Origin of the sequence: Rhodoferax sp. WC2427, assembly GCF_040822085.1 — a bacterium.
Lineage (GTDB): Bacteria > Pseudomonadota > Gammaproteobacteria > Burkholderiales > Burkholderiaceae_C > Rhodoferax_B.
In genome coordinates this window covers 2,420,431-2,447,295 of the sequence record NZ_CP162006.1, presented here as the reverse complement: position 1 = coordinate 2,447,295, position 26,865 = coordinate 2,420,431, and the positions used below count along the sequence as shown (strand labels likewise).

At 65.6% G+C, this 26,865-nt stretch carries 26 protein-coding genes; 15 read left to right on the top strand and 11 right to left on the bottom strand.

Annotation, left to right across the window (positions count from 1 at the left end; translation table 11 throughout):
- Positions 1–181: 181 nt before the first annotated feature.
- Genes AB3G31_RS11540 through AB3G31_RS11525 form a run of 4 tightly spaced genes read right to left on the bottom strand, consistent with a single transcriptional unit; the run spans position 182 to position 5,633 of the window.
- A complete protein-coding gene (locus AB3G31_RS11540) occupies positions 182–1,759 on the bottom strand; it encodes an ABC transporter ATP-binding protein (RefSeq protein ID WP_367846229.1) in 1,578 nt (525 codons plus the stop codon).
- On the bottom strand, positions 1,756–2,802 hold the full coding sequence (locus AB3G31_RS11535; protein ID WP_367846228.1) for an ABC transporter permease: 1,047 nt from the start codon (positions 2,800–2,802) through the stop codon (positions 1,756–1,758). Before AB3G31_RS11535 ends, AB3G31_RS11540 begins: the two co-directional genes overlap by 4 nt.
- Entirely contained in the window at positions 2,786–3,820 is a 1,035-nt protein-coding gene (locus tag AB3G31_RS11530; RefSeq protein ID WP_367846227.1) for a microcin C ABC transporter permease YejB, read from the bottom strand. Before AB3G31_RS11530 ends, AB3G31_RS11535 begins: the two co-directional genes overlap by 17 nt.
- Before the next feature lie 13 nt (positions 3,821–3,833).
- The gene (locus AB3G31_RS11525) at positions 3,834–5,633 is read right to left on the bottom strand and encodes an extracellular solute-binding protein (protein ID WP_367846226.1); all 1,800 of its coding nucleotides are present in this window, start codon (positions 5,631–5,633) and stop codon (positions 3,834–3,836) included.
- A gap of 80 nt (positions 5,634–5,713) precedes the next feature.
- On the opposite strand from AB3G31_RS11525, the gene fabI reads away from it, so the two are divergent.
- Together fabI and AB3G31_RS11515 are read left to right on the top strand one after the other, a co-directional pair.
- Entirely contained in the window at positions 5,714–6,499 is a 786-nt protein-coding gene (gene fabI / locus AB3G31_RS11520) for an enoyl-ACP reductase FabI (RefSeq protein ID WP_367846225.1), read from the top strand.
- Between the two features lie 72 nt (positions 6,500–6,571).
- On the top strand, positions 6,572–7,027 hold the full coding sequence (locus AB3G31_RS11515) for a GNAT family N-acetyltransferase (protein ID WP_367846224.1): 456 nt from the start codon (positions 6,572–6,574) through the stop codon (positions 7,025–7,027).
- A gap of 79 nt (positions 7,028–7,106) precedes the next feature.
- Here AB3G31_RS11515 and cynS read toward each other — a convergent pair whose 3' ends face one another.
- The 3 genes from cynS to AB3G31_RS11500 form a co-directional block, all read right to left on the bottom strand.
- Positions 7,107–7,550 carry a cyanase gene (cynS, locus tag AB3G31_RS11510; RefSeq protein WP_367846223.1) on the bottom strand — a complete coding sequence of 148 codons (444 nt, stop codon included), beginning with the start codon at positions 7,548–7,550 and terminating at the stop codon, positions 7,107–7,109.
- 94 nt (positions 7,551–7,644) lie between these two features.
- Positions 7,645–8,112 carry a DUF1348 family protein gene (locus tag AB3G31_RS11505; protein WP_367846222.1) on the bottom strand — a complete coding sequence of 156 codons (468 nt, stop codon included), beginning with the start codon at positions 8,110–8,112 and terminating at the stop codon, positions 7,645–7,647.
- A gap of 14 nt (positions 8,113–8,126) precedes the next feature.
- Positions 8,127–9,518, bottom strand: a complete 1,392-nt coding sequence (locus tag AB3G31_RS11500; RefSeq protein WP_367846221.1) for a PLP-dependent aminotransferase family protein — start codon at positions 9,516–9,518, stop codon at positions 8,127–8,129.
- Positions 9,519–10,098: 580 nt separating this feature from the next.
- Here AB3G31_RS11500 and AB3G31_RS11495 point away from each other — a divergent pair.
- From AB3G31_RS11495 to AB3G31_RS11455, 9 genes are all read left to right on the top strand, one after another.
- The gene (locus tag AB3G31_RS11495) at positions 10,099–10,581 is read left to right on the top strand and encodes an MSMEG_0572/Sll0783 family nitrogen starvation response protein (RefSeq protein ID WP_367846220.1); all 483 of its coding nucleotides are present in this window, start codon (positions 10,099–10,101) and stop codon (positions 10,579–10,581) included.
- Positions 10,582–11,577: a Nit6803 family nitrilase gene (locus AB3G31_RS11490; RefSeq protein WP_367846219.1), complete on the top strand. Its 996-nt coding sequence runs from the start codon at positions 10,582–10,584 to the stop codon at positions 11,575–11,577.
- A 4-nt stretch (positions 11,578–11,581) separates the two neighbouring features.
- Positions 11,582–12,652: an MSMEG_0568 family radical SAM protein gene (locus AB3G31_RS11485; RefSeq protein ID WP_367850332.1), complete on the top strand. Its 1,071-nt coding sequence runs from the start codon at positions 11,582–11,584 to the stop codon at positions 12,650–12,652.
- Positions 12,653–12,809: 157 nt separating this feature from the next.
- Positions 12,810–13,367 (top strand): MSMEG_0567/Sll0786 family nitrogen starvation N-acetyltransferase, encoded by a 558-nt coding sequence (locus AB3G31_RS11480; protein WP_367846218.1) that lies wholly within the window; start codon positions 12,810–12,812, stop codon positions 13,365–13,367.
- Positions 13,364–14,365: a sll0787 family AIR synthase-like protein gene (locus AB3G31_RS11475; RefSeq protein ID WP_367846217.1), complete on the top strand. Its 1,002-nt coding sequence runs from the start codon at positions 13,364–13,366 to the stop codon at positions 14,363–14,365. Before AB3G31_RS11480 ends, AB3G31_RS11475 begins: the two co-directional genes overlap by 4 nt.
- Positions 14,362–15,510, top strand: a complete 1,149-nt coding sequence (locus tag AB3G31_RS11470) for an MSMEG_0565 family glycosyltransferase (RefSeq protein ID WP_367846216.1) — start codon at positions 14,362–14,364, stop codon at positions 15,508–15,510. Before AB3G31_RS11475 ends, AB3G31_RS11470 begins: the two co-directional genes overlap by 4 nt.
- Positions 15,501–15,785 carry an MSMEG_0570 family nitrogen starvation response protein gene (locus AB3G31_RS11465; protein ID WP_367846215.1) on the top strand — a complete coding sequence of 95 codons (285 nt, stop codon included), beginning with the start codon at positions 15,501–15,503 and terminating at the stop codon, positions 15,783–15,785. The genes AB3G31_RS11470 and AB3G31_RS11465 overlap by 10 nt, the downstream gene beginning before the upstream one ends.
- Before the next feature lie 16 nt (positions 15,786–15,801).
- Positions 15,802–17,100 (top strand): MSMEG_0569 family flavin-dependent oxidoreductase, encoded by a 1,299-nt coding sequence (locus tag AB3G31_RS11460; RefSeq protein ID WP_367846214.1) that lies wholly within the window; start codon positions 15,802–15,804, stop codon positions 17,098–17,100.
- Positions 17,097–17,948, top strand: a complete 852-nt coding sequence (locus AB3G31_RS11455) for a Pnap_2097 family protein (protein ID WP_367846213.1) — start codon at positions 17,097–17,099, stop codon at positions 17,946–17,948. The genes AB3G31_RS11460 and AB3G31_RS11455 overlap by 4 nt, the downstream gene beginning before the upstream one ends.
- Here the strand turns inward: AB3G31_RS11455 and xerD are convergent.
- Positions 17,945–18,841, bottom strand: coding sequence for a site-specific tyrosine recombinase XerD (gene xerD / locus AB3G31_RS11450; protein ID WP_367846212.1), 897 nt, complete (start codon positions 18,839–18,841; stop codon positions 17,945–17,947). The two genes, AB3G31_RS11455 and xerD, sit on opposite strands and share 4 nt — an antisense overlap.
- A gap of 32 nt (positions 18,842–18,873) precedes the next feature.
- Positions 18,874–19,836, bottom strand: coding sequence for a tripartite tricarboxylate transporter substrate binding protein BugE (locus tag AB3G31_RS11445; RefSeq protein ID WP_367846211.1), 963 nt, complete (start codon positions 19,834–19,836; stop codon positions 18,874–18,876).
- A gap of 50 nt (positions 19,837–19,886) precedes the next feature.
- Here AB3G31_RS11445 and AB3G31_RS11440 point away from each other — a divergent pair, with 50 nt between their 5' ends.
- On the top strand, positions 19,887–20,792 hold the full coding sequence (locus tag AB3G31_RS11440; RefSeq protein WP_367846210.1) for an AEC family transporter: 906 nt from the start codon (positions 19,887–19,889) through the stop codon (positions 20,790–20,792).
- Between the two features lie 47 nt (positions 20,793–20,839).
- Here AB3G31_RS11440 and queG read toward each other — a convergent pair whose 3' ends face one another.
- Positions 20,840–21,922, bottom strand: coding sequence for a tRNA epoxyqueuosine(34) reductase QueG (gene queG, locus AB3G31_RS11435; RefSeq protein WP_367846209.1), 1,083 nt, complete (start codon positions 21,920–21,922; stop codon positions 20,840–20,842).
- Between queG and tsaE the strand changes: the two genes are divergently transcribed.
- Both tsaE and AB3G31_RS11425 read left to right on the top strand, forming a co-directional pair.
- On the top strand, positions 21,887–22,393 hold the full coding sequence (gene tsaE, locus AB3G31_RS11430) for a tRNA (adenosine(37)-N6)-threonylcarbamoyltransferase complex ATPase subunit type 1 TsaE (RefSeq protein WP_367846208.1): 507 nt from the start codon (positions 21,887–21,889) through the stop codon (positions 22,391–22,393). The genes queG and tsaE overlap by 36 nt on opposite strands.
- Complete coding sequence (locus tag AB3G31_RS11425) at positions 22,390–23,820, top strand: N-acetylmuramoyl-L-alanine amidase (protein ID WP_367846207.1); 1,431 nt, start codon at positions 22,390–22,392, stop codon at positions 23,818–23,820. Before tsaE ends, AB3G31_RS11425 begins: the two co-directional genes overlap by 4 nt.
- Positions 23,821–23,893: 73 nt before the next feature.
- Here the strand turns inward: AB3G31_RS11425 and AB3G31_RS11420 are convergent, their stop codons facing one another.
- Complete coding sequence (locus tag AB3G31_RS11420) at positions 23,894–25,018, bottom strand: GGDEF domain-containing protein (RefSeq protein WP_367846206.1); 1,125 nt, start codon at positions 25,016–25,018, stop codon at positions 23,894–23,896.
- A gap of 165 nt (positions 25,019–25,183) precedes the next feature.
- On the opposite strand from AB3G31_RS11420, the gene AB3G31_RS11415 reads away from it, so the two are divergent.
- Positions 25,184–26,836, top strand: a complete 1,653-nt coding sequence (locus AB3G31_RS11415) for a FecR domain-containing protein (protein WP_367846205.1) — start codon at positions 25,184–25,186, stop codon at positions 26,834–26,836.
- Positions 26,837–26,865: the final 29 nt, after the last annotated feature.

Below are 26,865 nucleotides of genomic sequence, written 5' to 3'. Positions count from 1 at the left end.
TGTTAAAAACAATCGACCAAAAAAAACGGGCGGTAATTACCCGCCCGTTTGGTCGTGAGCTCTTATTCTAGCCCAGAAATGGGCCGTATTTAAGCAAAAAACCTGTTCGACTGGAAGGTGACACAGGGTATTTTCTTAAATACTGGGAGGTTTTGCACTACTTGGCAGGGCTTTTACGGGACTACGCGCTTGCTGCAACCAAGGTTCGTGTGTAAGCGTGCTGCGGCGCGTCCAGCACCTGGTGCACTGGGCCGGTTTCGACGATTACACCACTTTGCACCACCAGCACCTGGTGTGCCATGGCGCGGACCACGTCCATGTCGTGGGTGATCAACAGGTAGGCCAGGCCGCGTTCGCGTTGCAAGCGTTGTAACAATTGCAGCACCTGCTGCTGGATGGTCACGTCCAGCGCGCTGGTGGGTTCGTCCAGCACCAACAGCTGCGGCTGCACGATCAGCGCGCGGGCAATCGCCAGGCGCTGGCGCTGCCCGCCGGAAAACGCATGCGGGTAGCGCTGCAGCAGGCCGGGAAACTGCGCCTCGTCCATGCCCACATCGGCCAGTGCCAGCAGCACCTGGCGCTGGCGCTCAGTGGCGTTGTGCTGCGGGGCGTGGACGCGCAGGCCCTCCCCCACGATTTCTTCGACCGTCAGGCGCGGCGACAGGGACGAAAACGGGTCCTGGAACACCACCTGCACGGTGGCGCGCAGCGCTTTGTTCCTGGCTGCCTCGCGCGCCCAGGTCTGGCCGCCGATCTGCACCGTGCCACCAAAGGCCTGCAAACCCAGCACGGCCAGGGCCAGGGTGGACTTGCCCGAGCCCGACTCGCCCACCACGCCCAGCGTCTGGCCAGGGGGAATGGCAAAGCTGGCATCCTGCAAGGCCACGAACTCGGATTTTTTAAACCACCCGCGCATGCCCGGCAGCGCCGTGGGATAGGCCACCCGCAGCCCTGTCGCCTGCAGCAGGGGTGCGGCGGGGGTTTCGGGCACAACATCGCGCACCGGTTTGCTCGCGATCAGTTTGCGGGTATAGGCGTGCTGCGGGTGCTCGAACACGCCCGCCACAGTACCGGTTTCCACGATGTGGCCGCGCTCCATCACCGCCACGCGGTCGGCAAACTGGCGCACCAGGTGCAGGTCGTGGGTGATCAGCAGCACGGCCATGCCGTATTGGCGCTGCAGGTCGGACAGCAGCGCCAGAATCTGGCCCCGCACCGTCACGTCCAGCGCGGTGGTGGGCTCGTCGGCCAGCAGCAGCTTCGGCCTGCAGGCCAGGGCCATGGCGATCATGGCGCGCTGGCGCTGGCCGCCGCTGAGCTGGTGCGGGTAGCTGCCCACCCGGCGGGCCGGTTCGGTGATACCCGTACTCGCTAGCATTTCAATAGCTGCTTGCGCTGATTGGATGGGCGTGAGACCCTGTTTTAGCTCAAAAACCTCGGCAATCTGGCGGCCGATGGTGAACAGCGGGTTCAACGCCGTCATCGGCTCCTGGAAAATCATGGCGATGTCCTGGCCGCGGATGCCGCGCAGTGTGTGCTCGGGCAGCGCCAGCAGATCCTGCCCGCCAAACAGGGCCTGGCCCGTGGTGTGCGCATCGGCCACCAGGCGCAGCAGGCTCAGGGCCGAAATGGTTTTGCCCGAGCCCGACTCGCCCACCAGCGCCAGCTTTTCGCCGGGCTGGATCTGGAAGCTGATGCGGTCCACCACCGGCTTGCCGTCAAAGCTGACGGTCAAGTTTTGGACATCCAGCAAACTCATGCCTGCGCCTTCCGCGGATCGAGAGCGTCGCGCAAGGCGTCGCCCATGAAGGTCAGCAGCAGCAGCGTGATCGCCAGCACCGCAAAGGTGGACAGCGAAATCCACCACGCGTCGATATTCGCCTTGCCCTGGCTCAGCAGCTCGCCCAGTGACGGGGTGCCCGGGGGCACGCCCAGGCCCAGAAAGTCCAGCGAGGTCAGCGCCAAAATGGCTGCGCTCATGCGGAACGGCAAAAAGGTGACCACCGGTGTGAGGCTGTTGGGCAGGATGTGCCGCCAGATGATCTGTGCATTGCCCACCCCCAGGGCGCGTGCGGCCTTGACGTAGTCCATCTGCCGGTTACGCAGAAACTCGGCCCGCACGTAGTCGCTCAGGCCCATCCAGCCAAACAGGCTCAACAGCACCAGCAGCAGGCTGATGCTGGGCGCGAAGATGGCGCTGAAGATGATCAGCAGGTACAGCTCGGGCATGGAGCCCCAGATTTCGATGAAGCGCTGGAACGCCAGGTCGGTCTTGCCACCAAAAAAGCCCTGCACCGCCCCGGTGGCGATGCCCAGCACCGTGCCCACTGCCGTGAGCGCCAGCGCAAACAGCACGCTGACCCGAAAGCCGTAGACCAACTGGGCCAGCAGGTCGCGCCCCCGGTCGTCGGTGCCCAGCAGGTTGGCGCGCGACGGGGCCGAGGGGTTGGGAAATTGCGCAAAGTAGTTCAGCGTCTTCGGGCCGTAAGGATTGGGCGGGTAGACCGCCCAGTTGCCGTCTTTCGCCAGTTGCTGCTGGATGAAGGGGTCGAGGTAGTCGGTGGGCGTGGGAAAGTCGCCGCCAAAGGTGGTCTCGGCGTAGTCTTTTACCAGCGGAAAGTAGGTTTGGCCCTGGTAACGCAGCACCAGCGGGCGGTCGTTGCTCAGCACCTCGGCCAGCAGGCTCAGGACCACCAGCACGCAAAAAATTACCAGGCTCCAGTAGCCCAGGCGGTTGCGCTTAAAACGCTGCCAGGCACGGCGGCCAGGGCTAGGCGACACAGTTTTAGTCAAATCTGACACGCGGATCTACCCAGACATAACAAAGATCGGAAATCAGCTTGGTCACCAGGCCAATCAGCGTAAACAGGTACAGCGTGCCCAGTACCACGGGGTAGTCGCGGCGGATCACGCTCTCATAGCTCAGCAGGCCCAGGCCGTCGAGCGAGAACAGGGTTTCGATCAGCAGGGAGCCGGTAAAAAATGCACCGATGAAGGCGGCAGGGAAGCCGGTGACGATGGGGATCAGCGCATTGCGCAGAACATGCTTCCACAGCACCTGCCGCTCGCTCAAGCCCTTGGCGCGGGCCGTCAGCACGTACTGCTTGCGGATTTCTTCCAGAAACGCGTTCTTGGTCAGCATGGCCGTCACGGCAAAGCTGCCCAGCACCATGGCGGTGACCGGCAGCGCGATGTGCCACAGGTAGTCCACCACCTTGGCGCCCCAGCCCAGCGTGTCCCATTGGCTGGAAGTGAGCCCGCGCAGCGGAAACCACTGCAACTGCCCGCCAAAAATGACCACTAGCGCCACGCCCAGCACAAAGCCGGGGATGGCGTAGCCCACCAGAATCAGCAGCGTGGTCACAAAGTCAAACCGTGACCCGGCCCGCACCGCCATGGCAATGCCCAGCGGCACGGCGACCAGATAGCTCAGAAAAAAGGTCCACAGCCCCAGGCTGACGGACACCGGCAGCTTCTCTTTCACCAGTTGCCACACGTCCTTGTGCTGGTAGAAGCTCTGGCCCAGGTCAAACCGGGCGAACTGCCCCAGCATCTGCCAAAAGCGCTGCGGCGCAGGCTTGTCGAAGCCGTAGAGCTGGCGGATTTCTTCGATCTGCTTGGCGTCAATCCCCTGCCGTCCCCGGTAGCCCGCGCCCGAGGCCGCCGCCCGCTCGCCGCCCGAATCGCGGCCTTGGAGCTGCGACACCATCTGCTCCACCGGCCCGCCGGGCACGAACTGCACCACGGCAAAGGTCACCAGCAGTACGCCCAAGAGCGTGGGCACCATCAGCAGAATGCGTTTGAAGATATAGGCAAGCATGGCTATGGAATGGCTACTTGTTGCTGGGCGAAGCCCACCAGGTGCTGCTGGCCCAGCCGTCTACCTGGTAGTAGGGCGGCGTGGTGGCGGGCAGCACGAAGGGCGCGGGCCGGTAGCCTACAAAGAAGGCGTTGCTGAACCACTGCGGGATGGAATAGTGGCCGTGCGTCAGCACCCGGTCCAGGGCGCGCATGGCGGTGGCCAGCGCGGGCCGGGTGGTGGCGGTCACCACCTTTTGCAACAGCGCATCCACGGCGGGGTCGGCAATGCCCCAGGTGTTGTTGGAGCCGGGCGTGGCCGCTGCCTTGGAGCCAAACAGCTCCAGCAACTCGCCACCGGGGGCGGTGCTGCCCACCAAGCGCACGCTGGTCATTTCGAAATCAAACGCATCCATTTTTTGCTTGGACAGCGAGAAATCCACCACCCGCAGCTGCAGCGCAATTCCCAGCTTCTCCAGCGACTTTTGCAGCGGTGCGATCACCCGCGCGAGGCTGGGCTGGTCATTCAGAAACTCGATGGTGAAGGCCTCGCCCTTGGCGTTGCGCAGTGCGCCGTCGGCATAGTCCCAGCCGGCCTCGTGCAGCAGCTTTTGCGCCTGGCGCAGGTTGTCGCGCAGGCTGCGCGGCGGCGCGGTGCTGGGCGACAGGTAGGCGGGGCCAAACACCTCGGGCCGCAGTTTCGCCCGCAGGGGCTCCAGCAGAGCCAGCTCGTCCGCGCCGGGCAGGCCCTGGGCCTGGAATTCGCTGTTGGGGAAGTAGCCGTTGACGCGCTGGTAGGCACCGTAGAACAGCTGGCGGTTCAGCCACTCAAAATCCATCGCCAGGCCCAGCGCCTCGCGCACCCGCACGTCTTTGAATTTGGGGTTGCGCAGGTTCAGCACATAGCCCTGGAAGTCGCCGGGGTTGCGGTTCACGAAGGTGGCTTTTTTCAACGTACCGTTGTCAAACTGCTTGCCCACGTACTGCCGCGCCCAGTTGCGCGAGATGAATTCGCGCATGAAGTCAAATTCCCCCGCCCGCAGGCCCTCGAAACGGGCGGTTTCGTCCAGGTAGATTTTGTACGTGATGCGGTCGAAGTTGAACTGGCCCTTGCGCACGCCCAGGTCGCGCGCCCAATAGGCCGGGTCGCGGGTGTAGGTGATGTCGCGGCCCAGTTTGGGCTGGGTGATCTTGTACGGGCCGGAGCCGATCGGCACCTGCTCCACGATCTGGTCGAACGGCAGGCCCTTGCCCCAGGCGCGGCTGAACACCGGCAGGCCGGTGCCCACTACCAGCGGCAGCTCGGGGTTGGGGTTGGCAAAGTCGAAGCGCACCGTGCGCTCGCCCAGCACCGCTACGCCCTTGACCTCGGCAAAGATGCTGCGGTACTGCGGCGCGGCCAGTTTGCCCACCAGGGTATTGAAGGAGTACGCCACGTCGGCGGCCAGCACCGGCGTGCCGTCATGGAAGCGGGCGGCGGGGTGCAGCTTGAACGTGGCGCTGAGTTTGTCGGGGGCCACCTCCACATCCTCGGCCAGCAGGCCGTAGGCGGTGGTGGGCTCTTCCATATTGCCCACCAGCAGCGTCTCCATCAGCATGCCCGAGATGCCAAAAGGCGGCGTGCCCTTGAGGGTGAAGGGGTTGAACTTGTCGAAGTTGGTGGGCCGGGTGGGCGGCACCATGCGGATCTCGCCGCCCTTGGGCGCGTCGGGGTTCACATAGCTGAAATGCGCGAACCCGGCGGGGTATTTCACGTCGCCAAATTGCGCGTAGGCATGCGCGCCCCAGGCGGGCACGCAGCAGCACATCGAAAGTAAAACAGCCGTAACCCGCATGCGACAATTCTGCAATACTTTTTGACACGGGCTGTTCCGCAGGGAATAGCCCGTGTCGCTTACTTTTTCAGGAGATACACATGGGCTTTCTGGCTGGCAAAAAACTACTCATCACCGGTGTTCTGAGCAACCGCTCCATCGCCTACGGCATTGCCAAGGCCTGCCGCCGCGAAGGCGCGGAGCTGGCATTCAGCTACGTGGGTGAGCGTTTCAAGGACCGCATCACCGAATTCGCCGCCGATTTCGACTCCAAGCTCATCTTTGACTGCGACGTGGGCGACGACGCCCAAATCGACAAGCTGTTCACCGACCTGGCCCAGACCTGGCCCACGTTTGACGGCTTCGTCCACAGCATCGGCTTTGCGCCGCGCGAGGCCATCACCGGCGACTTTCTGGAAGGCCTGAGCCGCGAAAGCTTCCGCGTGGCCCACGACATCAGTGCCTACAGCTTCCCCGCCATGGCCAAGGCCGCCCTGCCCTATCTCAGCGACAAGGCCGCCCTGCTCACGCTGACCTACCTGGGCAGCCTGCGCGTCTTGCCCAACTACAACACCATGGGCCTGGCCAAAGCCAGCCTGGAAGCCAGCGTGCGCTACCTGGCCGAATCGGTGGGCCCCAAGGGCGTGCGCGTCAACGGCATCAGCGCCGGCCCCATCAAGACCCTGGCCGCCAGCGGCATCAAGGACTTCGGCAAGATGCTCAAAGCCACCGCCGAATGCCCCATCCGCCGCAACGTGACCATCGACGACGTGGGCAACGTAGCCGCCTTCTTGCTGAGCGACCTGGCCGCAGGCGTCAGCGCCGAGATCACCTATGTGGACGGCGGCTTCAGCCAGGTCGTGGGCGGCATCGGCGAAGCGGCTTAAGCCAAAAGTGCTGCTGGCGCTTATGGAATGGGCGTGAGCAGCTATCAAAAATAAAGCATGCGGGTGGACGCCATGCAGATCAGAACCGACGACCTCAGCGGACCGGAGATCCGGGCCCTGCTGCAAGAGCACCTGGACAGCATGTACGCCTTGTCGCCGCCCGAGAGCGTGCATGCCCTGGACATCACCCAACTGCGCGCCCCCGGCATCAGCTTCTGGACCGCCTGGGACGGCCCGCTGCTGCTGGGCTGCGGTGCGCTAAAACAGCTCGACGCCCACCACGGCGAGCTCAAGTCCATGCGCACCCCCGCCGCCCACCGGGGCCGGGGTGCCGGACGCGCCTTGCTGCAGCACATCCTGCAGGTCGCCAAAACCCGCGGCTACGCCCGCCTGAGCCTGGAAACCGGCACCGCAGAAGCCTTCCATCCCGCCCAAAAGCTTTACGCCAGCGTAGGCTTCAGCTTCTGTGGCCCCTTCGCGCACTACCGCGAAAACCCGCACAGCGTATTCATGGCGCTGGATTTGTAGTTACCTGGGTGCCTCGATCGGTGCGGCATATTTTCAGTGTGCACCTGCAATCCACCCCCCCCAGGGCTGCGCACGGGTCTCAATACGTCTTGTACGGCAAAAACTTGCCCGACAGCACCACCCGCACCCGGTCGCCTTTGGGGTCGGGCTGGCGCTCGATGTCCATGCTGAAATCGATGGCGCTCATGATGCCGTCGCCGAACTCTTCGTGGATCAGCTCCTTGATGGTGCTGCCGTAGACGCTGACGATCTCGTACCAGCGGTAGATCAGCGGGTCGGTGGGCACGGGGGTGGGCAACGAGCCTTTGTAGGGCACCACCTGCAGCCACTTTTGCTCGTCGCTGGTCAGGCCGAATATCTTGCCAATGGCCTTGGCCTGGGCCGCATCGCAGGTCATCTGGCCCAGGCAGGCGGCCGTGGTCCATTCCTTGGACTGGCCGACCTTTTTGGCCACGTCGGCCCACTGGATGCCTTTGGAGACCTTGACGGTGATGATTTTTTCGGTGATCTCTAAGCGGTTCATGAAAACTCCGGTTTTGAAAAAAATAGTATCTTTTTGATAGCTGCTTACGCTCTATCCATAAGCACAAGCTGCCAATCACAGGCTGAAAATTTCTCTATAAACCCATAGCACTCAGCGAGGGGTGGTCGTCGGGTCTGCGCCCCAGGGGCCAGTGGAATTTGCGCTCAGCCTCGGTAATCGCCAGGTCGTTGATGCTGGCAAAGCGCCAGGCCATCAGGCCGTGCTCGGTGAACTCCCAGTTTTCGTTGCCGTAGCTGCGAAACCACTGGCCTGCCGCGTCGTGCCACTCGTAGGCAAAGCGCACGGCGATGCGGTTGCCCGCGTGCGCCCACAGCTCCTTGATGAGGCGGTAGTCCAGCTCCTTGGCCCATTTGCGGGTCAAAAACTGGTGCACTTCGGCGCGGCCGGTGGGGAACTCGGCGCGGTTGCGCCAGCGGGTGTCTTCGGTGTAGACCTGCACCACGCGGTCGGGGTCGCGGCTGTTCCAGGCATCTTCGGCCATGCGGGTCTTTTGCGTGGCGGTCTCTTGCGTGAACGGCGGCAGTGGGGGTTTGGTTTCCATGGTGTCTCCTCGGGTTAAAGGTTGGTGGCGTGGTGGTGAACAGGGTGTAGCAGCGTATCAGCCACTAGGTGCATGCCGCGCTCGCATTCGTCCAGCGTGGTGGGGCCGCCCAGGCAGATGCGCACGGCATCGGGCGGGTCGCCGTCGGTGGAAAACGCGGCGCTGGCCACCACGCCCACGCCCTGGCCGCGCAGGTGGGCGGCCAGTTCCACGGGGCTCCAGCCCTCGGCCACGGGCAGCCACAGGTGGAAGGCCTCGGGGTGGCCGCGCATGCCAAAGGGGGCGAGGTGGCGTTCGGCCACCGCCTGGCGGGCGGCGCATTCGCTGCGGATGGCTTGCAGCATGGCGTCGGCCGTGCCGTCTTCCACCCAGAAGGTGGCGAGTGCGTTGGTGAACGGCGAGGCCATCACCGTGGTGGCGCGCAGGGCCCCGGCCAGCCGCTGCGACTGGCGGTCGCCGGGCGAGCACACATAGGCGTTGCGCAGGCCCGCGCCAAAGCATTTGGCGAAGCCGGTGATGTAGTAGGTGAGGCCCGGGGCCAGGGTGGCCATGGTCGGCGGCATGTCCCTGGGCAACATCGCATAGGCATCGTCTTCAATGATCGGAATGGCGTAGCGCAGCGCTACATCGGCCAGGGCTTCGCGGCGGGAGCGGCTGACGGTGGCGGTGGTGGGGTTGAGCAGCGTGGGGTTGCAGTACAGCGCCTTGGGGTGCAGGGTTTTGCAGGCGTGCTCGAAGGCTTCGGCGCTGGGGCCGTCGTCGTCCAGTGGCAGCGCGTGCAGCTGGATGCCGAGCTGGGCAGCGATGGCTTTTACACCGGGATAGGTCAGTGCCTCTACACACACCAGTTCGCCGGGGCGCGCCAGTTGCGAGAACAGTGCGGTGAGCACGCTGTGGATGCCGGGGCAGACCAGCACCTGCTCCACCCGGCAGGTGGGCACGCGGCGGCGCAGCCACTGGGCGGCCACCTCGCGGTCGTGCAGGGTGCCGCCAAAGTCCTGGTAGCGCAGCAAGGCGTACAGGTCGGCGCTGGCCATCACACCGGCTGCTGTGTCATGCATGTGGGCCAGCAAAGCCGGGTCTTGGGGCTCGGGCGGCAGGTTCATGGTCATCTCGGCCGCGCTGCCGCCGCGCAGGGGCAGGCTGGGGCTGGAGCCGCGCACGTAGGTGCCCATGCCCGCGTGGCTGTCAATCAGACCGCGCTTGCGGGCCTCGCTGTAGCCGCGCGCCACGGTGGTGTAGTTGAGCTGCAGGTCCCCGGCCAGCTCGCGCAACGTGGGCAGGCGGTCGCGGGCTACCAATCGGCCGGTGCGCACGTCGTCGGCAATCAGGTCGGCCATCAAGAGGTAGGCCGGTTTGTCGCTCTTGTGCAGCTTCTTGATCCAGTGGGCGGGGGTTTTGTTCACAACCGAGGTTCCTTAGTTGGACGCGCCTGAGTGTGCCGTTGGGGGCGTGGATGGGTAGGCGCGACAACGCAGCGGGCCCATGCCCACCAGGCGGAGTAACGACCCCAGACGCGGCCCCATTGGTGCAATCGGGTGTGTAGCGTGGTTCACCCAAGAGGTGAGCCGTTTGAAGTTGAGGCGCTCAAAAGCCATTTGGTTTTATTGAGAAGAACAAGCGGTCAACTGAGGAACCGAGGTTGAGTGACCGGGTCGTTCAACTTGATCGCATGACTTGATTGCATTGGCATCCAATCATTGATGCAAGTTCCAAGCCCGCTGCACACCGAGATTGTGCATCCTGCTGGTGCACAAAAACAGTTTATCGGGTGCATTGATCGCATGGAAAACGCATTAATCCAGTGCGGAAAAACACCGCCAAGCGCTGCTTTCAGGGCCTGAAAAAAAGTTTTTAAACCGCCGGGGCATATCCGGCGGGTTTGATGGCGACTTGATCGTATGGTGGGTCCGTTTCCGTGGCACGGAGCGTGCGAAATGTCCAGGGCGCTTCCCTTCATTTATCCACCTCTACCGGAGATTCCCCATGCCCAAAGTCACCAAGCCCGCCAACGCCAAAGGCGACTACCTTGTCGATTACGAAGAAAAAGTGTTTGAAGACGTGAAGGCCGCACCGGGCGAGAAAGCCCTGGTCACCTTCCACACGGTGGCCTTTGAAGGCTCCATCGGCTTCGTCAACCTGCTGCAGGCCACCCGTTTGCAGCGCAAGGGTTTCGAGACCTCGGTGCTGCTGTACGGCCCGGGTGTCACGTTGGGCGTGCAACGCGGCTTTCCCACGCTGGGCGACGAGGCTTTCCCCGGCCACCAGAACTTCAACAACCAGATCACCAAGTTCATGGCCGAGGGCGGCAAGGTCTACGCCTGCCGCTTTGCGCTGCAGGCGCTCTACGGCCACGGCGAAGGCGCGTTGATAGAAGGCATCCGCCCGATCAGCCCGCTGGACGTGCTGGACATCGTGCTGATCCACAAAAAGGCCGGTGCCGTCATCCTCGACACCTGGACCCTGTAAATGGCCGCCACACCCACAACCGTACGTGCCGCGGCGGTGCAGATCGCCCCGGACTTTGAACGCCCCGAGGGCACGCTGGAGCGGGTGTGCGCAGCCATAGCCGAAGGGGCCGCCAAGGGCGTGCAGATCATGGTCTTCCCCGAGACCTTCATGCCCTACTACCCCTACTTCTCGTTCGTGCTTCCGCCGGTGCTGCAGGGCGCGCCCCACCTCAAGCTGTATGAGCGCGCCGTGGTGGTGCCCGGCCCGGTGACGGCGGCGGTGGCCGAGCAGGCGCGGGCCCACGGCATGGTGGTGGTGCTGGGCGTGAACGAGCGCGACCATGGCAGCCTGTACAACACCCAACTGGTGTTCGATGCCGACGGCAGCCTGGCGCTGAAGCGCCGCAAGATCACCCCCACCTACCACGAGCGCATGGTCTGGGGCATGGGCGATGGGGCCGGGCTGAAGGTGGTGGATACCGCCGTGGGCCGCGTCGGCGCACTGGCCTGCTGGGAGCACTACAACCCGCTGGCCCGCTATAGCCTGATGGCGCAGCACGAAGAAATCCACTGCGCGCAGTTTCCTGGCTCGCTGGTGGGGCCGATTTTTGCCGAGCAAATGGAGGTCACCATCCGCCACCACGCGCTGGAGTCTGGCTGCTTTGTGGTCAACGCCACCGGCTGGCTGACCGATGCGCAAATCATGGCCATCACCCCCGACGCCAGCCTGCAAAAAGCCCTGCGCGGCGGATGTCACACCGCGATCGTGTCGCCGGAAGGCAAGCACCTGGCCCCGCCGCTGACCGAGGGCGAAGGCATGGTCATCGCCGACCTGGACATGGCGCTGATCACCAAGCGCAAACGCATGATGGATTCGGTGGGCCACTACGCCCGCCCCGAGCTGCTGGGCCTGGTGCTCAACGACCGCCCCGCCGTGCCCCTGCAGCGCATGGCCGCCACCCCCTCCACTTCTGAAAGCCTGTATGAACCTCAGCATCCAACCTATGAACCGTGAGTTGATGACCGAGTTGCAGTCCTTCGGGCTGCGGCTGGTGGACCCTAGCGCGGGCGTGGCCAGCCGCAAGGGCGGCGCGGGTCCCAGCGACCACAAGGCGGTCACGGTGGACGGCCATACCATCATGGTCCCGGTGCACACCTCCACCGCCTGGAACTCGCCCTTCACCGCGCTGGCACCCGATGCCCAAGGCCGCAGCGTGGTAACGCGCGGCAGCATCCCGATTGCCAGCATCAGCTTCCCCAAGCAGCCACGCTTTTATGCCCTGCAGACGATGGACGGTGTGCCCTACTCGCACATCGCCACGCTGCACGGCGCGGACGTGCTGGCCACCACGGTGCTGCAAACCTGCATCCGCTACGAGAGCCGCAAAAAGACCTGCAAGTTCTGCGCAATCGGCCAGTCGCTCGCCGCAGGCCGCACCATTGCCCACAAGACCCCGCAGCAACTGGCCGAAGTGGCCCGCGCCGCCGTGCTGCTGGACGGCATCAAGCACATGGTGATGACCACCGGCACGCCCAACGCCACCGACCGGGGTGCCCAGGTGCTGTGCGACAGCGCGTTCGCCATCAAGGCCGCCGTCAACATCCCCATCCAGGGCCAGTGCGAGCCGCCGGACAAGGATGTGTGGTTTGAGCGCATGCGGGCCTCGGGCATCGACACCTTAGGCATGCACCTGGAGGTGGTCACGCCCGATCTGCGCGAAAAAATCATGCCCGGCAAGGCCCAGGTGCCGATCAGCCGCTACATGGAGGCGTTTGAAGCGGCCGTGCGCGTGTTTGGCCGGGGCCAGGTCAGCACCTACATCCTTGCCGGGCTGGGCGATACACGGGAAGCCATTTTGCAGACCTGCGACCAGCTGCTGGCGCTGGGCGTGTACCCGTTTGTGGTGCCGTTTGTGCCGATCAGCGGCACGCCGCTGGAAGACCACGCGGCCCCCTCGCCCGAGTTCATGCGCTCCATCCTGCAGCCCCTGGGCCGCAGCGTGGCGGACGCGAATTTGCGCTCCAGCGACATCAAGGCCGGGTGCGGCAAGTGCGGCGCGTGCTCCTCCCTGTCGGTCTACGAAACCTGATGGACATTTCCATAAATCCATTTTTCGGGCGAATTGCGTCGTTGCGCGGTGCTCGGAATCGTCATGCACTGAAGTGCATTCCGGTGTCCTGCGCTCCGGGCGCCTCGCACTTCATCCCGAAATTCTGAATTTCTAGAAACGTCCAAAGGAAACCACCATGCTCTGCATCGACAACATCCTGGAAACTCCGCCCGTCTGGGCCCCGGTCGAGTTTCGGGTGCGCGCCGCCTGCCAGGACTGGGAGCGGCGCGAGGCCTTTGCGCTGCGCCGGGCCGTGTTCTGCATCGAGCAAGGCATCTTCACCGGCGACGACCGCGATAGCATCGACGACGCATCCCTGCTGCTGGTGGCGATGTCCTGCCGCGGTGGCATGCCCGACCAGGTGGTGGGCACGGTGCGCATCCATGAAAAGTCGCCCGGCCTGTGGTGGGGCTCGCGGCTGGCGGTGCATCCGTCGTTCCGCAGCCAGGGCCACCTGGGCGCGACGCTGATCCGGCTGGCGGTCAGCCGTGCCCACGCGCTGGGCTGCCACAGCTTTTTAGCCCATGTGCAGGCGCAGAACGCCCCGCTGTTTCGGCGCCTGAAATGGCAGCAGCTGGGCGAGCTCAGCATCCATGGCCGCCCGCACTGCGAGATGCAGGCGGATCTGGCCGCCTACCCACCTTGCTTCGACCCGGTCAGCGGGTTTGTGACCCGCGCACGGGGTTCGCTATGAGCGCCGAACACCTTTGCAACTTCCTGCGCGACAGCCGGGGCTTTGCCCACAAGCGCGACATCAGCGACATCGTCACCGCGCTGGGGGCCGCCCTGCCCGGCGGCAGCGCCGCGCTGGCGCAGGCTGTGCCAGTGGGCGACGACTGCGCCGCCATCCCCGACGGCCAGGGCGGCTACCTGCTGTTGGCCATCGAGGGCCTGGTGGAAGATTTCATCACCCGCATGCCCTGGTTTGCGGGCTACTGCAGCGTGATGGTGAACGTGAGCGACATCTACGCCATGGGCGGCCGCCCGACGGCGGTGGTCAACGCGCTGTGGAGCCAAGGCATGGACCCGGCGGGCGCAATGCTGCAAGGCATGGCCCGCGCCTCCCAAACCTACGGCGTGCCCATTGTGGGCGGCCACAGCAACAACCGCAGCGAACGGCCCCAGCTGGCCGTGGCCATCCTCGGCCAGGCCAAGGCACTACTCACCAGCTTCAACGCCTATCCGGGCGACAAGCTGGTAATGGCCATGGACCTGCGCGGCGCGTTCGAGGAGCCGTTTCCGTACTGGAACGCCTCCACCACCGCCCCGGCAGCCCGGCTGCGCGGCGACCTGGAGCTGCTGCCGCGCCTGGCCGAAGACCGGCTGTGCGATGCCGGCAAAGACATCAGCATGGCGGGCGCGGTGGGCACGGCCATGATGCTGCTGGAATGCTCGCAGGTGGGTGCAATCATTGACGTGGATGCCATCCCCCGGCCCGATGGCGTGCCGCTGCAGCGCTGGCTCACCGCCTTCCCCAGCTACGGCTTTGTGCTGAGTGTGCGGCCCCAGCACCTGGGCGAGGTGCTCACGCGCTTTGCCGTGCGCGACATCGCCTGTGGCGTGGTGGGCGAAGTCACGGCCCGCCGCCAGGTGCACCTGCGCCACGGCGGCAACCAGGCCTTGCTGTGGGATTTTGCGGAGCAGGCTTTCATTGGCGAAGCCATTGATGAAGCTTATGGGGTACCGGCGTGAAAATCGGCCTGCTCACCCATTCGGTGAACCCGCGTGGCGGTGTGGTGCACACGATTGAACTGGCCCATGCGCTGTTGGATGCCGGACACGATGTGACGGTAATGGCCCCGGCCACGCCCGGCCAGCAGTTCTTTCGCCCGGTGCGCTGCGCGACCCAACTGGTGCCGGTGACCCACACGCCCACCGACATGGTGGCGATGGTCGGCAGCCGCATCGATGCGTATGTAGACCACCTCACGCCGCTACTGGAACGCGGACCCTTTGACGTGCTGCACTGCCACGACGGCATTGGTGGCAATGCCTTGGCCACCCTGCAAGAGCGGGGCCTGATCGGCGGCTTCGTGCGCACCGTGCACCATCTGGACCATTTCGCCCAGCCGCAGCTCATGGCCTGGCAGCACCGCTCGGTCCACCAGGCCCGCCAAGTGCTGTGCGTCAGCCGGGTGTGGCAGGCCGTGCTGGCCGGGCAAGGCATAACGGCGCTGGAAGTGCCCAACGGCGTGGATGCTGCCCGCTACAGCCCCGTGGCGCAGAGCACCGACGCGGCGCTGGCGCAGCGGCTGGGCATCCGCACCGACGGCCTGGTGCTGCTGTGCGTGGGCGGCGTGGAGGAACGCAAGAACTCCGTGCGGGTGCTGCAGGCCTTTGTGCAACTGCGTGCGCAGATGCCGCAGTTACAACTCGTCATCGCCGGTGGGGCCAGCCTGCTGGACCACAGCGGCTACGCAAGTGCATTCCTCGCCCTGCTGCATGCCAGCGGCGCGGCCCAAGACGTGCTACTGACCGGCCCGCTGCTGGACGCCGACATGCCCGGCCTGTTCCGCCTGGCCGACGTGGTCGCCATGCCGTCGCTGAGCGAAGGCTTTGGCCTGGTGGTGCTGGAGGCGCTGTGCAGCGGAGTGCCGGTAGCCGTGTCCCACATCGCTCCGTTCACCGAATACCTGCAGCCCCTGGATGCCAGCTGGGCCGACCCGCTCGATACCACCTCCATCGCCTGCGCCATCCAACAGGCCCTGCGGGGGCGCGACGCGCAGCGCAGCCAGGCATCCGCCACCCGGCTGGCTGCGCAATTCAATTGGCAACGCAGCGCCGGGCTGCACGCCGATATTTATTCAAAAATGAGAGCACCCGCCCTATGCCCGTAATGCACTTCCACGTCGTCTGGCCCGACCAGACGCAGACCCGCTGCTACTCCCCCTCGCTGGTGGTGCAAGAGTATTTGCAGGTGGGCCACAGCTACCCGCTGCCCGACTTTGTGCAGCGCTGCCACGACGCCCTGCACATCGCCTCCGAGCGCGTGCGGGCCAAGTACGGCTTTGCCTGTTCGCAGGCCCTGGACCAGCTGGCCGAGATCGAACAGCGGGCCGCCCCCTTTCACACCCAGGCCGACGCGCAAGTGTTGGTCACCGCCTTCAGCTAACCACAGAGTACCCACCATGTCCCACCTTGATACCCACACCACCCACTATGCGGTTGCCATCGTCGGCGGCGGCCAGGCCGGCCTGTCGCTGAGCTACTACCTGCAGCAGCGCGGCATCAGCCACCTGGTGCTGGAGAAGAACCGGCTGGTCCACAGCTGGCGCAGCCAGCGCTGGGACTCGTTCTGCCTGGTCACCCCGAACTGGCAGTGCAACCTGCCCGGCTGGAGCTACGCGGGCGACGACCCGCACGGCTTCATGGTGAAGGACCAGATCAACGCCTGGCTGGAGGGCTTTGTGGCCCACGTGGACGCACCCGCGCTGGAGGGGGTGGCGGTGCACAAGGTCGCGCGGCCCCACACCCACAGGCCCTTTGCCGTGACCACCAGCCAGGGCGATTTCACCGCCGACCAGGTGGTGGTGGCCTCGGGCGGCTACCACAAGCCCATCGTGCCGCGCCTGGCAGAACGCCTGCCCCCGCAGATCACGCAGATGCACTCGGCCGAGTACCGCAACCCGCAGGCCCTGCCCGAGGGTGCGGTGCTGGTGGTGGGCTGCGGGCAGTCGGGCTCGCAGATTGCCGAAGACCTGCACCTGGCGGGCCGCAAGGTGTTTGTGGCCACCGGCGACGCCCCACGCTGCGCCCGCTTCTACCGCGGCAAGGACGTGGTGGACTGGCTGGCCGACATGGACTACTACAACCTGCCCGTCACCCAGCACCCGCTGCGCGAAGGTGTGCGCGACAACACCAACCACTACGTCACCGGCCGCGACGGCGGGCGCGACATTGACCTGCGCCGCTTTGCGCTGGAGGGCATGGAGCTGTACGGCCTGCTAACGGATTTGCAGGGCGACAGCCTGCAGTTCCAGCCCAATCTGCAAGCCCACCTGGACCATGCCGACGGCATCTACAACGGCATCAACGCCAGCATCGACAAGTACATCGCCGCCCACGGCATCGACGCACCGCCCGGCGGCCCCTACGTACCGGTGTGGCAGCCCACCGAGGAGCGCACCACGCTGCACCTGGCCGCCAGCGGCATCACCACGGTGGTGTGGTGCATCGGGTTTTTGCCCGACTTCGCGTGGGTGGATGCCCCGGTGTTCAACGGCCGCGGCGAGCCGGTGCATGTGCGCGGCGTGACCCACCAGCCCGGCCTGTATTTTCTGGGCCTGCCGTGGCTGCACACCTGGGGTTCGGGCCGCTTCTCGGGGGTGGCGCGCGACGCCCTGTACCTGGCCGAGCAAATCGAGGGCTATATTGGCAAACAGGACGCAACAGCAGAGACCGCCGAGACAGAGCTATTGCTGTCATGAGCACCCACCCGCTGCCCACGGCCCTGGTCGGGCGTTACACCGCGGGCATGCCGCAGCTCAGCAGCGGCGGCCTGTCGGAAAACTGGCTGCTGAAGGAATGCGGGCACCGGCACTGGCTGGCCATTGCCCAGCGCCAGGGTCAGCCCGTGCCCGAGTTCCGCGACGCGCAGGGCCGCAAGGTGTATGCCGCCTTCAGCCTGGTGCGCATCCGCCAGGCGCAACTGGAGCGGGTGGAGGAGCACGATGCCTTCAGCATCGCCACCCGGTGCCACCCCGCCGGGCGCACCCAGTACTACAGCCAGCACACGGTGCAACTGCAGGGCCAGCTTGTGGCACGGGTCGAGATGCTGTCGGTGTTTGTGCTGCGGGTGCAGGCGGGCAACAACCGCAGCATCGTGCGGGCGGTGATGGCCATGCCGCAGGCCACGGCGGCCCCTTCGGACTTGGCCAGCGCCGCCGAAGCCTTTGTGCAGCGGGGACGCGCACGCCGTGCGGCGGTGGGAGCCGGGCAAGCCGAGGCACATGCCAGCGTCTTCACGCCCTGCCCGCACAACGACTTCAATGGTGCGGACCTGCTGTACTTCAGCAGTTTCCAGTCCGTGGTGGACCGCGCCGAATGGGCCTGGATGCGCAGCGCCGACGCGGCCAGCCGCCCCGCCGCGCTGCGCGAGCGCGAAATGGTGTTCTACGGCAACCTGGACCTGGGCGACGCGGTGCACACCGGCTTGCACGGTGCGCTGCTGGACCACCACAGCGTCCTGCGCCGCGGCTCGGATGGCCAGCGGATTGGCGAGGTGTTCACCCGCAAGCAAGCGCCCCAGCCCCGCACTCTGGCGCTGGCGGCCTAGCCGCGTGGGTGGTGCGCCGCGTGCAGGTCGTGCAGGCGCTGGCGGGCCACGTGGGTGTAGATGGTGGTGGTGGAAATATCGGCATGGCCCAACAGCATCTGCACCGCGCGCAGATCGGCCCCGTGGTTCAGCAGATGCGTCGCAAAGGCGTGGCGCAGGGTGTGCGGCGACAGGGCGACGTGGATGTCGGCGGCCAGCGCGTATTTGCGCACCAGCATCCAGAACATCACCCGCGACATGGCGCGCCCGGCTTTTTCGCCGCGCGAGGTGACAAACAAATCATCCGTCTGCTTGCCGTCCAGAATGTCCGGGCGGCCTTCGGCCAGGTAGCGCTCCAGCCACGCGCGGGCGACCTCGCCAAACGGCACCAGCCGCTCCTTGCTGCCCTTGCCCATGACCCGCAGCACGCCGTCGTTCAGGCTGAGCTGGAAGGTTTTGAGCAGCACCAGCTCGCTGACGCGCAGGCCGCTGGCGTAGATCAGCTCCAGCATGGCGCGGTCGCGCAGGCCCAAGGGGGTGTCCACATCGGGCGCGGTCAGCAGGGCTTCCACCTGGGGCTCGGTCAGGGTCTTGATGGCGCGGGGCTGCTGGCGGGCGGGCTGCAGCTTGAGCGTGGGGTCGCTGTGCACCACCCGCTCGCGCAGGGCCCAGCGGAAGTAGCGCTTGAACACCGTGAGCCGCCGGTTCGCCGAGGTGGCCTTGGTCTGGGCGTGGCGGGCGGCAAAGTAGGCCTGGATGTCGTGCTCTTGCGTGGCATCCAGCGTCTTGGGCAACTCGGCCAGCCAGGCACTGAACAGGCCCAGGTCGCGCCGGTAGGCGGACAGGGTGTTTTTGGACAGGCCTTGTTCCAGCCATATGGCGTCAATAAAGGCGTCGATGGAGGCGTCAATCAACGCACTATTGCGGTCGGTACTCAAAAGGGCGTTCAATCCAGCGTCAGCTTGGAGTCGGTGACCACTTTTTTGTACACCGCGTACTCGGCCTTGATCTCTTCGGCAAACTGCTCGGGCGTGTTGGCCACCACGATGGAGCCGGTATCTTCGATGCGCTTGCGCACGGCGGGGTCTTCCAGGGCCTTGCGCACCCCGGCGTTGATCTTGTCCACCACTTCGCGCGGCAGGCCTTTGGGGCCGTAGATGCCGTAGAAGGCCAGCCGGTTGACCTGCTCCAGACCCACCTCCTTGAAGGTGGGCACGTTGGGCAAGATGCTCAGACGCTGCGGGGCCGCCACCACGATGGGCACCAGGCGACCGGCCTGGATGAAGGGCAAGGCCGAAGGCAGGTTGTCCAGCATCATCTGCACCTGGCCGGCCACGGTGTCGTTCAGTGCCGGGCCCGCGCCGCGGTAGGGAATGTGCGCCATGAAGGTGCCGGTCTTGCTCTTGAACAGCTCCATCTGCAGATGCTGGATGGTGCCGGTGCCCGACGAGGCAAACGAGTGCTTGCCCGGAGATTTCTTCAGCTCGGCCAGAAAGCCTTTGTAGTCCTTGGCCGGGAAGCCGGGGGTCACCACGATGATGTTGGGCGTGGCGGCAATGTTGATGATGGGCGTGAAGTCGGTCAGCGGGTTGTACGGGGTCTTGGGGTTGATGGCCGGATTGGCCGCCACCGTGGACACCGTGGCAATGCCCAGCGAGTAGCCATCCGGCGTGGCCTTGGCGGTTTCATTCGCACCGATGATGCCGCCGCCACCGGCCTTGTTTTCCACAATCACCGGCTGCCCCAGCGCCCGGCCCAGCGGGTCGGCAAGGGTGCGGGCAATGATGTCGGTGGTGCCACCGGGCGCAAACGGCACCTGCAGCTTGATGATCTTGTTCGGGTAGCCCTGGGCTTGGGCCAGACTGGCGGCGGCCAGCATGCTGACGGCAAGAAAGGTGCGACGGGTCATAGGGCTCCTTTGGGTAAAAAAGGGTGGGGCTAGCTGCTATTCTCAGGTGCATGCACTATGCCCAGCTATTGTTTCCGGATTTTTCGCTGATTTTGTACGGCTACCTCGTATGCCGTTATACCGGGCTGAACCGTACGGTGTGGGAGCAGGTGGAGAGCCTGACCTACTATTTTCTGTTGCCGGTGCTGCTGTTCCAGTCGATTGTGAAGACCCCGCTGGACCTGCTGGCCGCCTCCGGCCTGATCTTTGCCGGCCTGGCCATGAGTCTGTGCGCCATTGGCCTGGCCTACGCCCTGCCCTACCTGCCGTGGTTTCGTACCCACATCAACCCCCGCGAGCACGCGGCGAATGCACAAATTGCCTTCCGCTTCAACTCCTTCATCGCCCTGGCGCTGGCCGAGCGGCTGGCCGGACCGCAGGGGCCGCAGCTGATTGCGGTGCTGATCGGGGTGTGCGTGCCACTGATGAACGTGGCCGCGGTGTGGCCCATGGTGCGGCACGAACAGGGCGGCTTTGGTGCGGCGCTGCTGCGCAACCCGCTGATTCTGGCCATCACCGCCGGGCTGGCGGCCAACCTGCTGGGCCTGGCCATCCCGGCCTGGCTGGAGCCCACCACCAGCCGCATCGGCGCGGCCTCCATTACCCTGGGCCTGCTGGCCGCAGGTGCGGGCATGCGCTTTGGCCCGCTGGCCCGTGCCAAGGTGCTGGCGGTGGCCGTGCTGGGGATTCGGCATTTTGTGCTGCCCCTGGTCGCACTGGGCATTGCCTGGGCCATGGACCTGGGGCGCGTGCACACCACGGTGCTGCTGTCGTTCTCGGCCCTGCCCACCGCCTCCAGCGCCTACGTGCTGGCCGCCAAGATGGGCTACAACGGTGCGCTCACCGCCAGCCTGGTCAGCCTGTCCACCCTGCTGGCCATGGCGAGTTTGCCGTTTGCCCTGGGCATGCTACGGTAAATGTAGCTGGTTACGCTGATGGAATAAGTGCCAGAGGCCTAAAACCCTCACATCTCCAGCGCCCAGGCCACGTGCTCGCGCACCAGGGCGCTGGGGTCTTGCAGACGCTGCTGCAAGGCCTGGCGGATGCCCGCATCTTCCCCGGCCCGAAGCGCATTGCCCATGGCCACCGCCACATTGCGCAGCCAACGCTCGTGGCCAATGCGGCGGATGGGGCCGCCCTCGGTGTAGCGCAGAAATTCGTCTTCGGTCCAGCCCAACAGCGTGGCCAGTTGCTGGCCGCTCAGGCCCCGGCGCTCGTCAAAGTCGGGCAAGGCGCTGCGCTGGGCAAATTTGTTCCAGGGGCAGGCCAGCTGGCAGTCATCGCAGCCGTAGATGCGGTTGCCGATCAGTGGCCGAAATTCCAGCGGAATCGGCCCTGCATGTTCAATGGTCAGGTAAGAGATGCAACGGCGTGCATCCAGCCGGTGCGGGGCGACGATGGCCTGGGTGGGGCACACATCGATACAGGCGCTGCAGCTGCCGCAGTGGCCGGTGGTCTTTGCGGTCGGCGGCAAGGCCACATCCACATAGATTTCGCCCAGAAAAAACATCGACCCGGCCTCGCGGTTCAGCACCAGAGTGTGTTTGCCGCGCCAGCCCTGGCCGCTGCGGTGGGCCAGTTCGGCCTCCAGCACCGGGGCCGAGTCGGTAAACACGCGGTAGCCCAGCGGGCCCAGCTCCTGCGCAATGCGGTCGCACAGCTTTTGCAGCCGCGCGCGCAGCACCTTGTGGTAGTCCCGCCCCCGGGCGTAGACCGACACAATGCCTTCGCTGGGGCGGGCCAGGCGGTCAAATTCCAGCGCCTGCCAGCCATCGGGGGTGCTGCGCGGCAGATAATCCATGCGGGCGGTGATGACGCTGACGGTGCCCGGCACCAGTTCTGCCGGGCGGGCCCGTTTGAGGCCGTGGCTTTCCATATAGGCCATGCTGCCATGGAACCCTTGGGCCAACCAGGCAGTCAGACCCGCCTCGGCGGAACTCAAATCCACCGGGGCCACGCCAATTTGGGAAAATCCGAGCTCGCGCGCCCATCCCTGTATCCGAGACACCTGTTGGAGACTTTCGTTCTGAGCACCGTTGAACACCATCTGCCGATTGTAGAAACCCGCTTGTGGCCTACCGAGGCCGCCACCGAGGCATTTGCGCAATCGTTGGCGGCCCAGCCGGGCACCACCCACGCCTTCATTACCCTGCACGGCGACTTGGGCGCGGGCAAAACCACCCTGGTGCGCCACCTGCTGCGCGCCCTGGGCGTGCAGGGTCGCATCAAAAGCCCGACCTACGCTGTGGTCGAACCCTACGAACTGCCCACGCTGAATATCTGGCATTTTGACTTCTACCGCTTCGGCGACCCGCGCGAATGGGAAGATGCGGGCTTTCGCGATATCTTCGCCAGCCCCGGCCTGAAACTGGCCGAATGGCCGCAAAACGCCGGGGCCCTGCTGCCCACACCCGACCTAGCCATCCACATCGACACCATGCCCGACGACTCTCGCACCGCCACCCTCACTGCCGCCACGCCCACCGGCCACGCCCTGCTTGACGGGCTGGCCGCATGAAGCGCCGCAGCGTATTGCAAAGCGGCGCGGTGGTGCTGCTACTCGGGATCAACGAGCTGGCCCGCGGTGCCAGCATCGTGGCCGTGCGGGTCTGGCCTGCCCCCGAATACTCGCGCGTCACCATCGAGTCCGACACCGCGCTGGCGGTGAAGCACAGCTTTATCAGCAGCCCGCCGCGCTTGGCGGTGGACATCGAAGGCATCGACCTGAACCCGGCGTTGCGCGAACTGGTGGGCCGGGTGCAGGCCGACGACCCGAACATCGCGGGCATCCGCGTGGGCCAGAACGCGCCCGGCGTGGTGCGCCTGGTGATCGACCTCAAACGCGCCGCCCGGCCCCAGGTGTTCACCCTGAACCCGGTGGCCGCCTACCAGCACCGGCTGGTGTTCGACCTGTACCCGGCGCAAGAAGAAGACCCGCTGGAGGCGCTGATCGCCGAGCGGATGGCCGACCCGGCTCCCGCCATGCCGCCACCGGCACCACCCCCCAACGCCACCGCTGCCGCCACAGACACCCACGACCCGCTGGCCGACTTGATCGCCAAGCAAAACACCCGGCCCGTCCCGCGCCCTTTTGGTGCCCCCAGCCCGGCCCCGGCGCCCACGGCAGCACCCAAAGACCCCGCTATCGTTGCAATAGCACCTCCCGCCCATCCAGCGGGCACGGACAGCCCGAATGACCCCAAAGGCGGGGCCAAGCGCACCGACCGGCTGATCATCATCGCCCTGGACCCGGGCCACGGCGGCGAAGACCCCGGCGCCATCGGCCCCGGCGGCACGCGCGAGAAAGACATCGTGCTGCAAGTGGCCTACCTGCTGCGCGAACGCATCAACGCCACCACCGTCAACGGCAACCCCATGCGCGCCTTCCTGACCCGCGATGCCGACTTCTTCGTGCCGCTGCAGGTGCGGGTGCAAAAAGCCCGCCGGGTGCAGGCCGACCTGTTCGTCAGCATCCACGCCGATGCGTTCCTGACCCCCGCCGCGCGCGGAGCCAGCGTGTTTGCCCTCAGCCGCAGCGGGGCCTCCAGCAGCGCCGCCCGCTGGCTAGCCAATAAGGAAAACGCCGCCGACGTGATCGGCGGCATCAACGTGCAGGCCAAGGACGTGCAGGTACAAAAAGCCCTGCTCGACATGAGTACCACCGCCCAGATCAATGACAGCCTGAAACTGGCCAGTGCCGTGCTGGGCGAGGTGGGCCGCGTGGGCCGGCTGCACAAGCCCAACGTCGAGCAGGCCGGTTTTGCCGTGCTCAAGGCCCCGGACATCCCCAGCGTGCTGATCGAAACCGCCTTCATCAGCAACCCCGAAGAAGAGGCAAAGCTCAACAGCAGCGACTACCGCGAGCAACTCGCCGATGCCATTCTGCGCGGCATCCGCGGCTATTTCGCCAAAAATCCGCCGCTGGCGCGCAACCGCGAGGTGTAGGCGCCGCACTTCATTTTTGATAGCTGTTCACGCTTATTCCATCAGCATGAGTGGCCAAAAATGTATATATTTTTCAACAACTCACCACCTGGTTGCGCCCCTGGGCTTTGGCCGCGTAGAGGGCGAGGTCGGCGCGGTCGACGGTCTTTTCGATCGAGTCGCCGCTTTGGTACTGGGTCATACCGATGGACACGGTGATACGGATCTCGATCTGGCCCAAGGTCACCACCGCCGCCTCCACCTGGGTGCGCACCCGCTCCAGGCAGGCCAGGGCCAGCGCAAAATCCGAGTCGGCCAGCAGGATCAGGAACTCTTCCCCGCCCCAGCGGGCCAGGCGGTCGGTGCTGCGGATGCTGGACTGCACCACCCGGGCAAACTCCTGCAGGCAACGGTCGCCCGCCTGGTGGCCGTAGTTGTCGTTGACACGCTTGAAGTAGTCGATATCCAAAATGGCCACCATCAGCGCGGCGCCGGTGCGGTCGGCACGCTGGATCTCCTCGCGCATCAGCTCCTGCATGAAGCGGCGGTTGGCGGTGCCGGTGAGTTCGTCGCGGGTGGCAATGCGCTGGATCTTCTCTAATGCCTGGAGCAACTGGGCCTTTTGGTTGCGCATGTGTGCACGCATCGTGCCCAGGCGGCGGGTCAAGATGGTGGTGCTGGACAACACCACCACCACCATGAAGAAGTAGGCTGCATAAAGTACCGCTGGCTCGTCGGTCAGGCCTTGCTCCATTGCCAGCAACATGGCCGCGCCAAACAAGCCCATGGCATACAGCGCCACCATCACCACCTGGCGCATCGACATGCCAAACATTCCAAACATCAACACTACCGCCAGCAGCGGCAAGGTGATGCCCCGGCCATGGCCCGCCAGCACAAAAGCGGCTGCATTGCAGGCGATGGCGTAGAGCATCTGCGCAAACGCCAGCGACGGATCGGCCCAGCGCAGCGACACACCACTGCGGATCAGGCCAAACACCAGCAGCAGCCCCACGGTGCAAAAAACCGACCAGATCGCCACATGGCGGACCACGGCTTCGCCGCTCCAGGCCAGCACATACATATTGGCGATGCAGGCCAGCATCACCAGCGATGCCAGAGCCGCCTGGCTGGTGCGGATGCGCATGTGCCGGTCGGTGCCCAGCAACAGGTCGCGCAAGCGGCCCAGCCGGGATGTCCACAAGTCGAAACGTTGCATGCAGTTCCTGGCAGAGGTAGCACACCGCCAAGGCTCGGCGGTCAAAAAATGGTACAGCGAACACCAGAACAAGCAACCTGGGCCACCCGCCTTCGGCCGATGGGAAAGACCCCACAGCATTCGTCCATTCGGTACACTAATTAACCACTTTATTTGCTCGGTTTTATGACATTTAGTGTAGCCATGTTTACCGGTACATCCGCCTTTCATCGCCTGCGTTGCGGGGTGCTGGGCCTGGCGCTGCTGGGCCCGGCCTGGGGGGCGCAAGCAGCCGATTTTGTATACACCGTACAGCCCGGCGACCACCCATGGAACCTCGCCGAGCGCTATCTGAAAACCCCGTCGCTGGCCTTGGCGCTGCGCCAGCGCAACCACATTGCCGACGACCTGCATATCGCCCCCGGCACCCGGTTGCGCATCCCCCAGGAATGGCTGAAGCTGGAATCCACCCAGGTGCTGCTGCTGGCCGTGGCGGGGCAAACCACGCTGCGCCGCGGCAATGGCCCCGCGCGCGCCGCCGTGGCGGGCGAACTGCTGCACGCCCCGTCCGACCTGCGCACCGGGCCCGACGGCAGTGCCACCCTGCAATTTGCCGACGGCAGCCGCGTGCTGGTGCGCCGCGACAGCGAACTCCAGCTGCAAAGCAGCCAGAAAGCCCTGCTGGGCCAGGCCAGCATGGTGAACCTGTCGCTCTTGCAGGGCAGCGTGGAAAACCTGGTCACGCCGATGGGCCAAAGCGGCGGGCGGTTTGAGATCCGCACCCCGGCCGCCATCGCCGCTGTGCGCGGCACCCAGTACCGGGTGGTCACCGACGGCCAGACCATGCGCACCGAGGTGCTCACCGGTGCCGTGCAGGTCGCCAATGCCACCGGACAGGTGACCGCCCTGGCCGAACAAGGCACCGTGGCGCAGAGCGGCCAGCGTCCTGTGGCCCCGGTGGCGCTGCTGCCCACGCCCAGCCTGGAAGGCCTGCCCGCCACCATCGAGCGCCTGCCCATCGCCTGGCCTATTCCCCCGCTGGCCGGGGCGATCCGCTACCGCACCCAGCTGGCCGCCACGGCGGAATTCAGCGCCATGCTGTCCGACGAAGCCACCGATGCGGCCCGCATCCGGGTGCGCGACATCGACGACGGCACCTACGCCTTGCGGGTGCGCGGCATCGACGCCCAGGGCCTGGAAGGCCTGTCGGCCGAGCGCACCCTGGTCATCCACACCCAGCCCGAGCCGCCGCTGCTGATCGACCCGGCCCCGGAAGCCGCCACTACGGCTGCCCGCCCCAGCCTGCGCTGGACCCAGGGCGATGGCCGCCTGCACTACCGGGTGCAACTCAGCGTCGATGGCCAGGCTGTCGACGAGCAGGTCGTCACCAGCGCCAGCACCCAGCCGCCGCTGGACCTGCCGCCGGGCATGTACCAGTGGCGCGTGGCCGCCATCCACCCGACCCAAGGCCAGGGCCCCTGGGGCGATACCCAGCCGTTTCGCCGCGTGCTGCCCGGCCCCGGGGTTGAAACGCCCCAGCCCCGGGACGGCAGCCTGACCCTGCGCTGGACGGCCCAGCCCCAAACCGCCCGCTACCACCTGCAAGTGGCGCGCGACGCCAGCTTTACCAGCACCCTGGCCGATGCCGACACCGAGACCAGCCAATTCAGCCTGCAAGACCTGCAACCCGGCACCCACCATGTCCGGGTGCAAGCCACCGGCATCGACGGCTACACCGGCCCCTGGGGTAGCACCCAGAGCTTTGTGGTTCCCGCCCCCCCGCCCAGCCACTGGGGGGCCCTGATTTTGTTGCTCATCCCAGCCATGGCCATTTTCTGACCCCACTGCCTACACCCACCGGGGGCCCT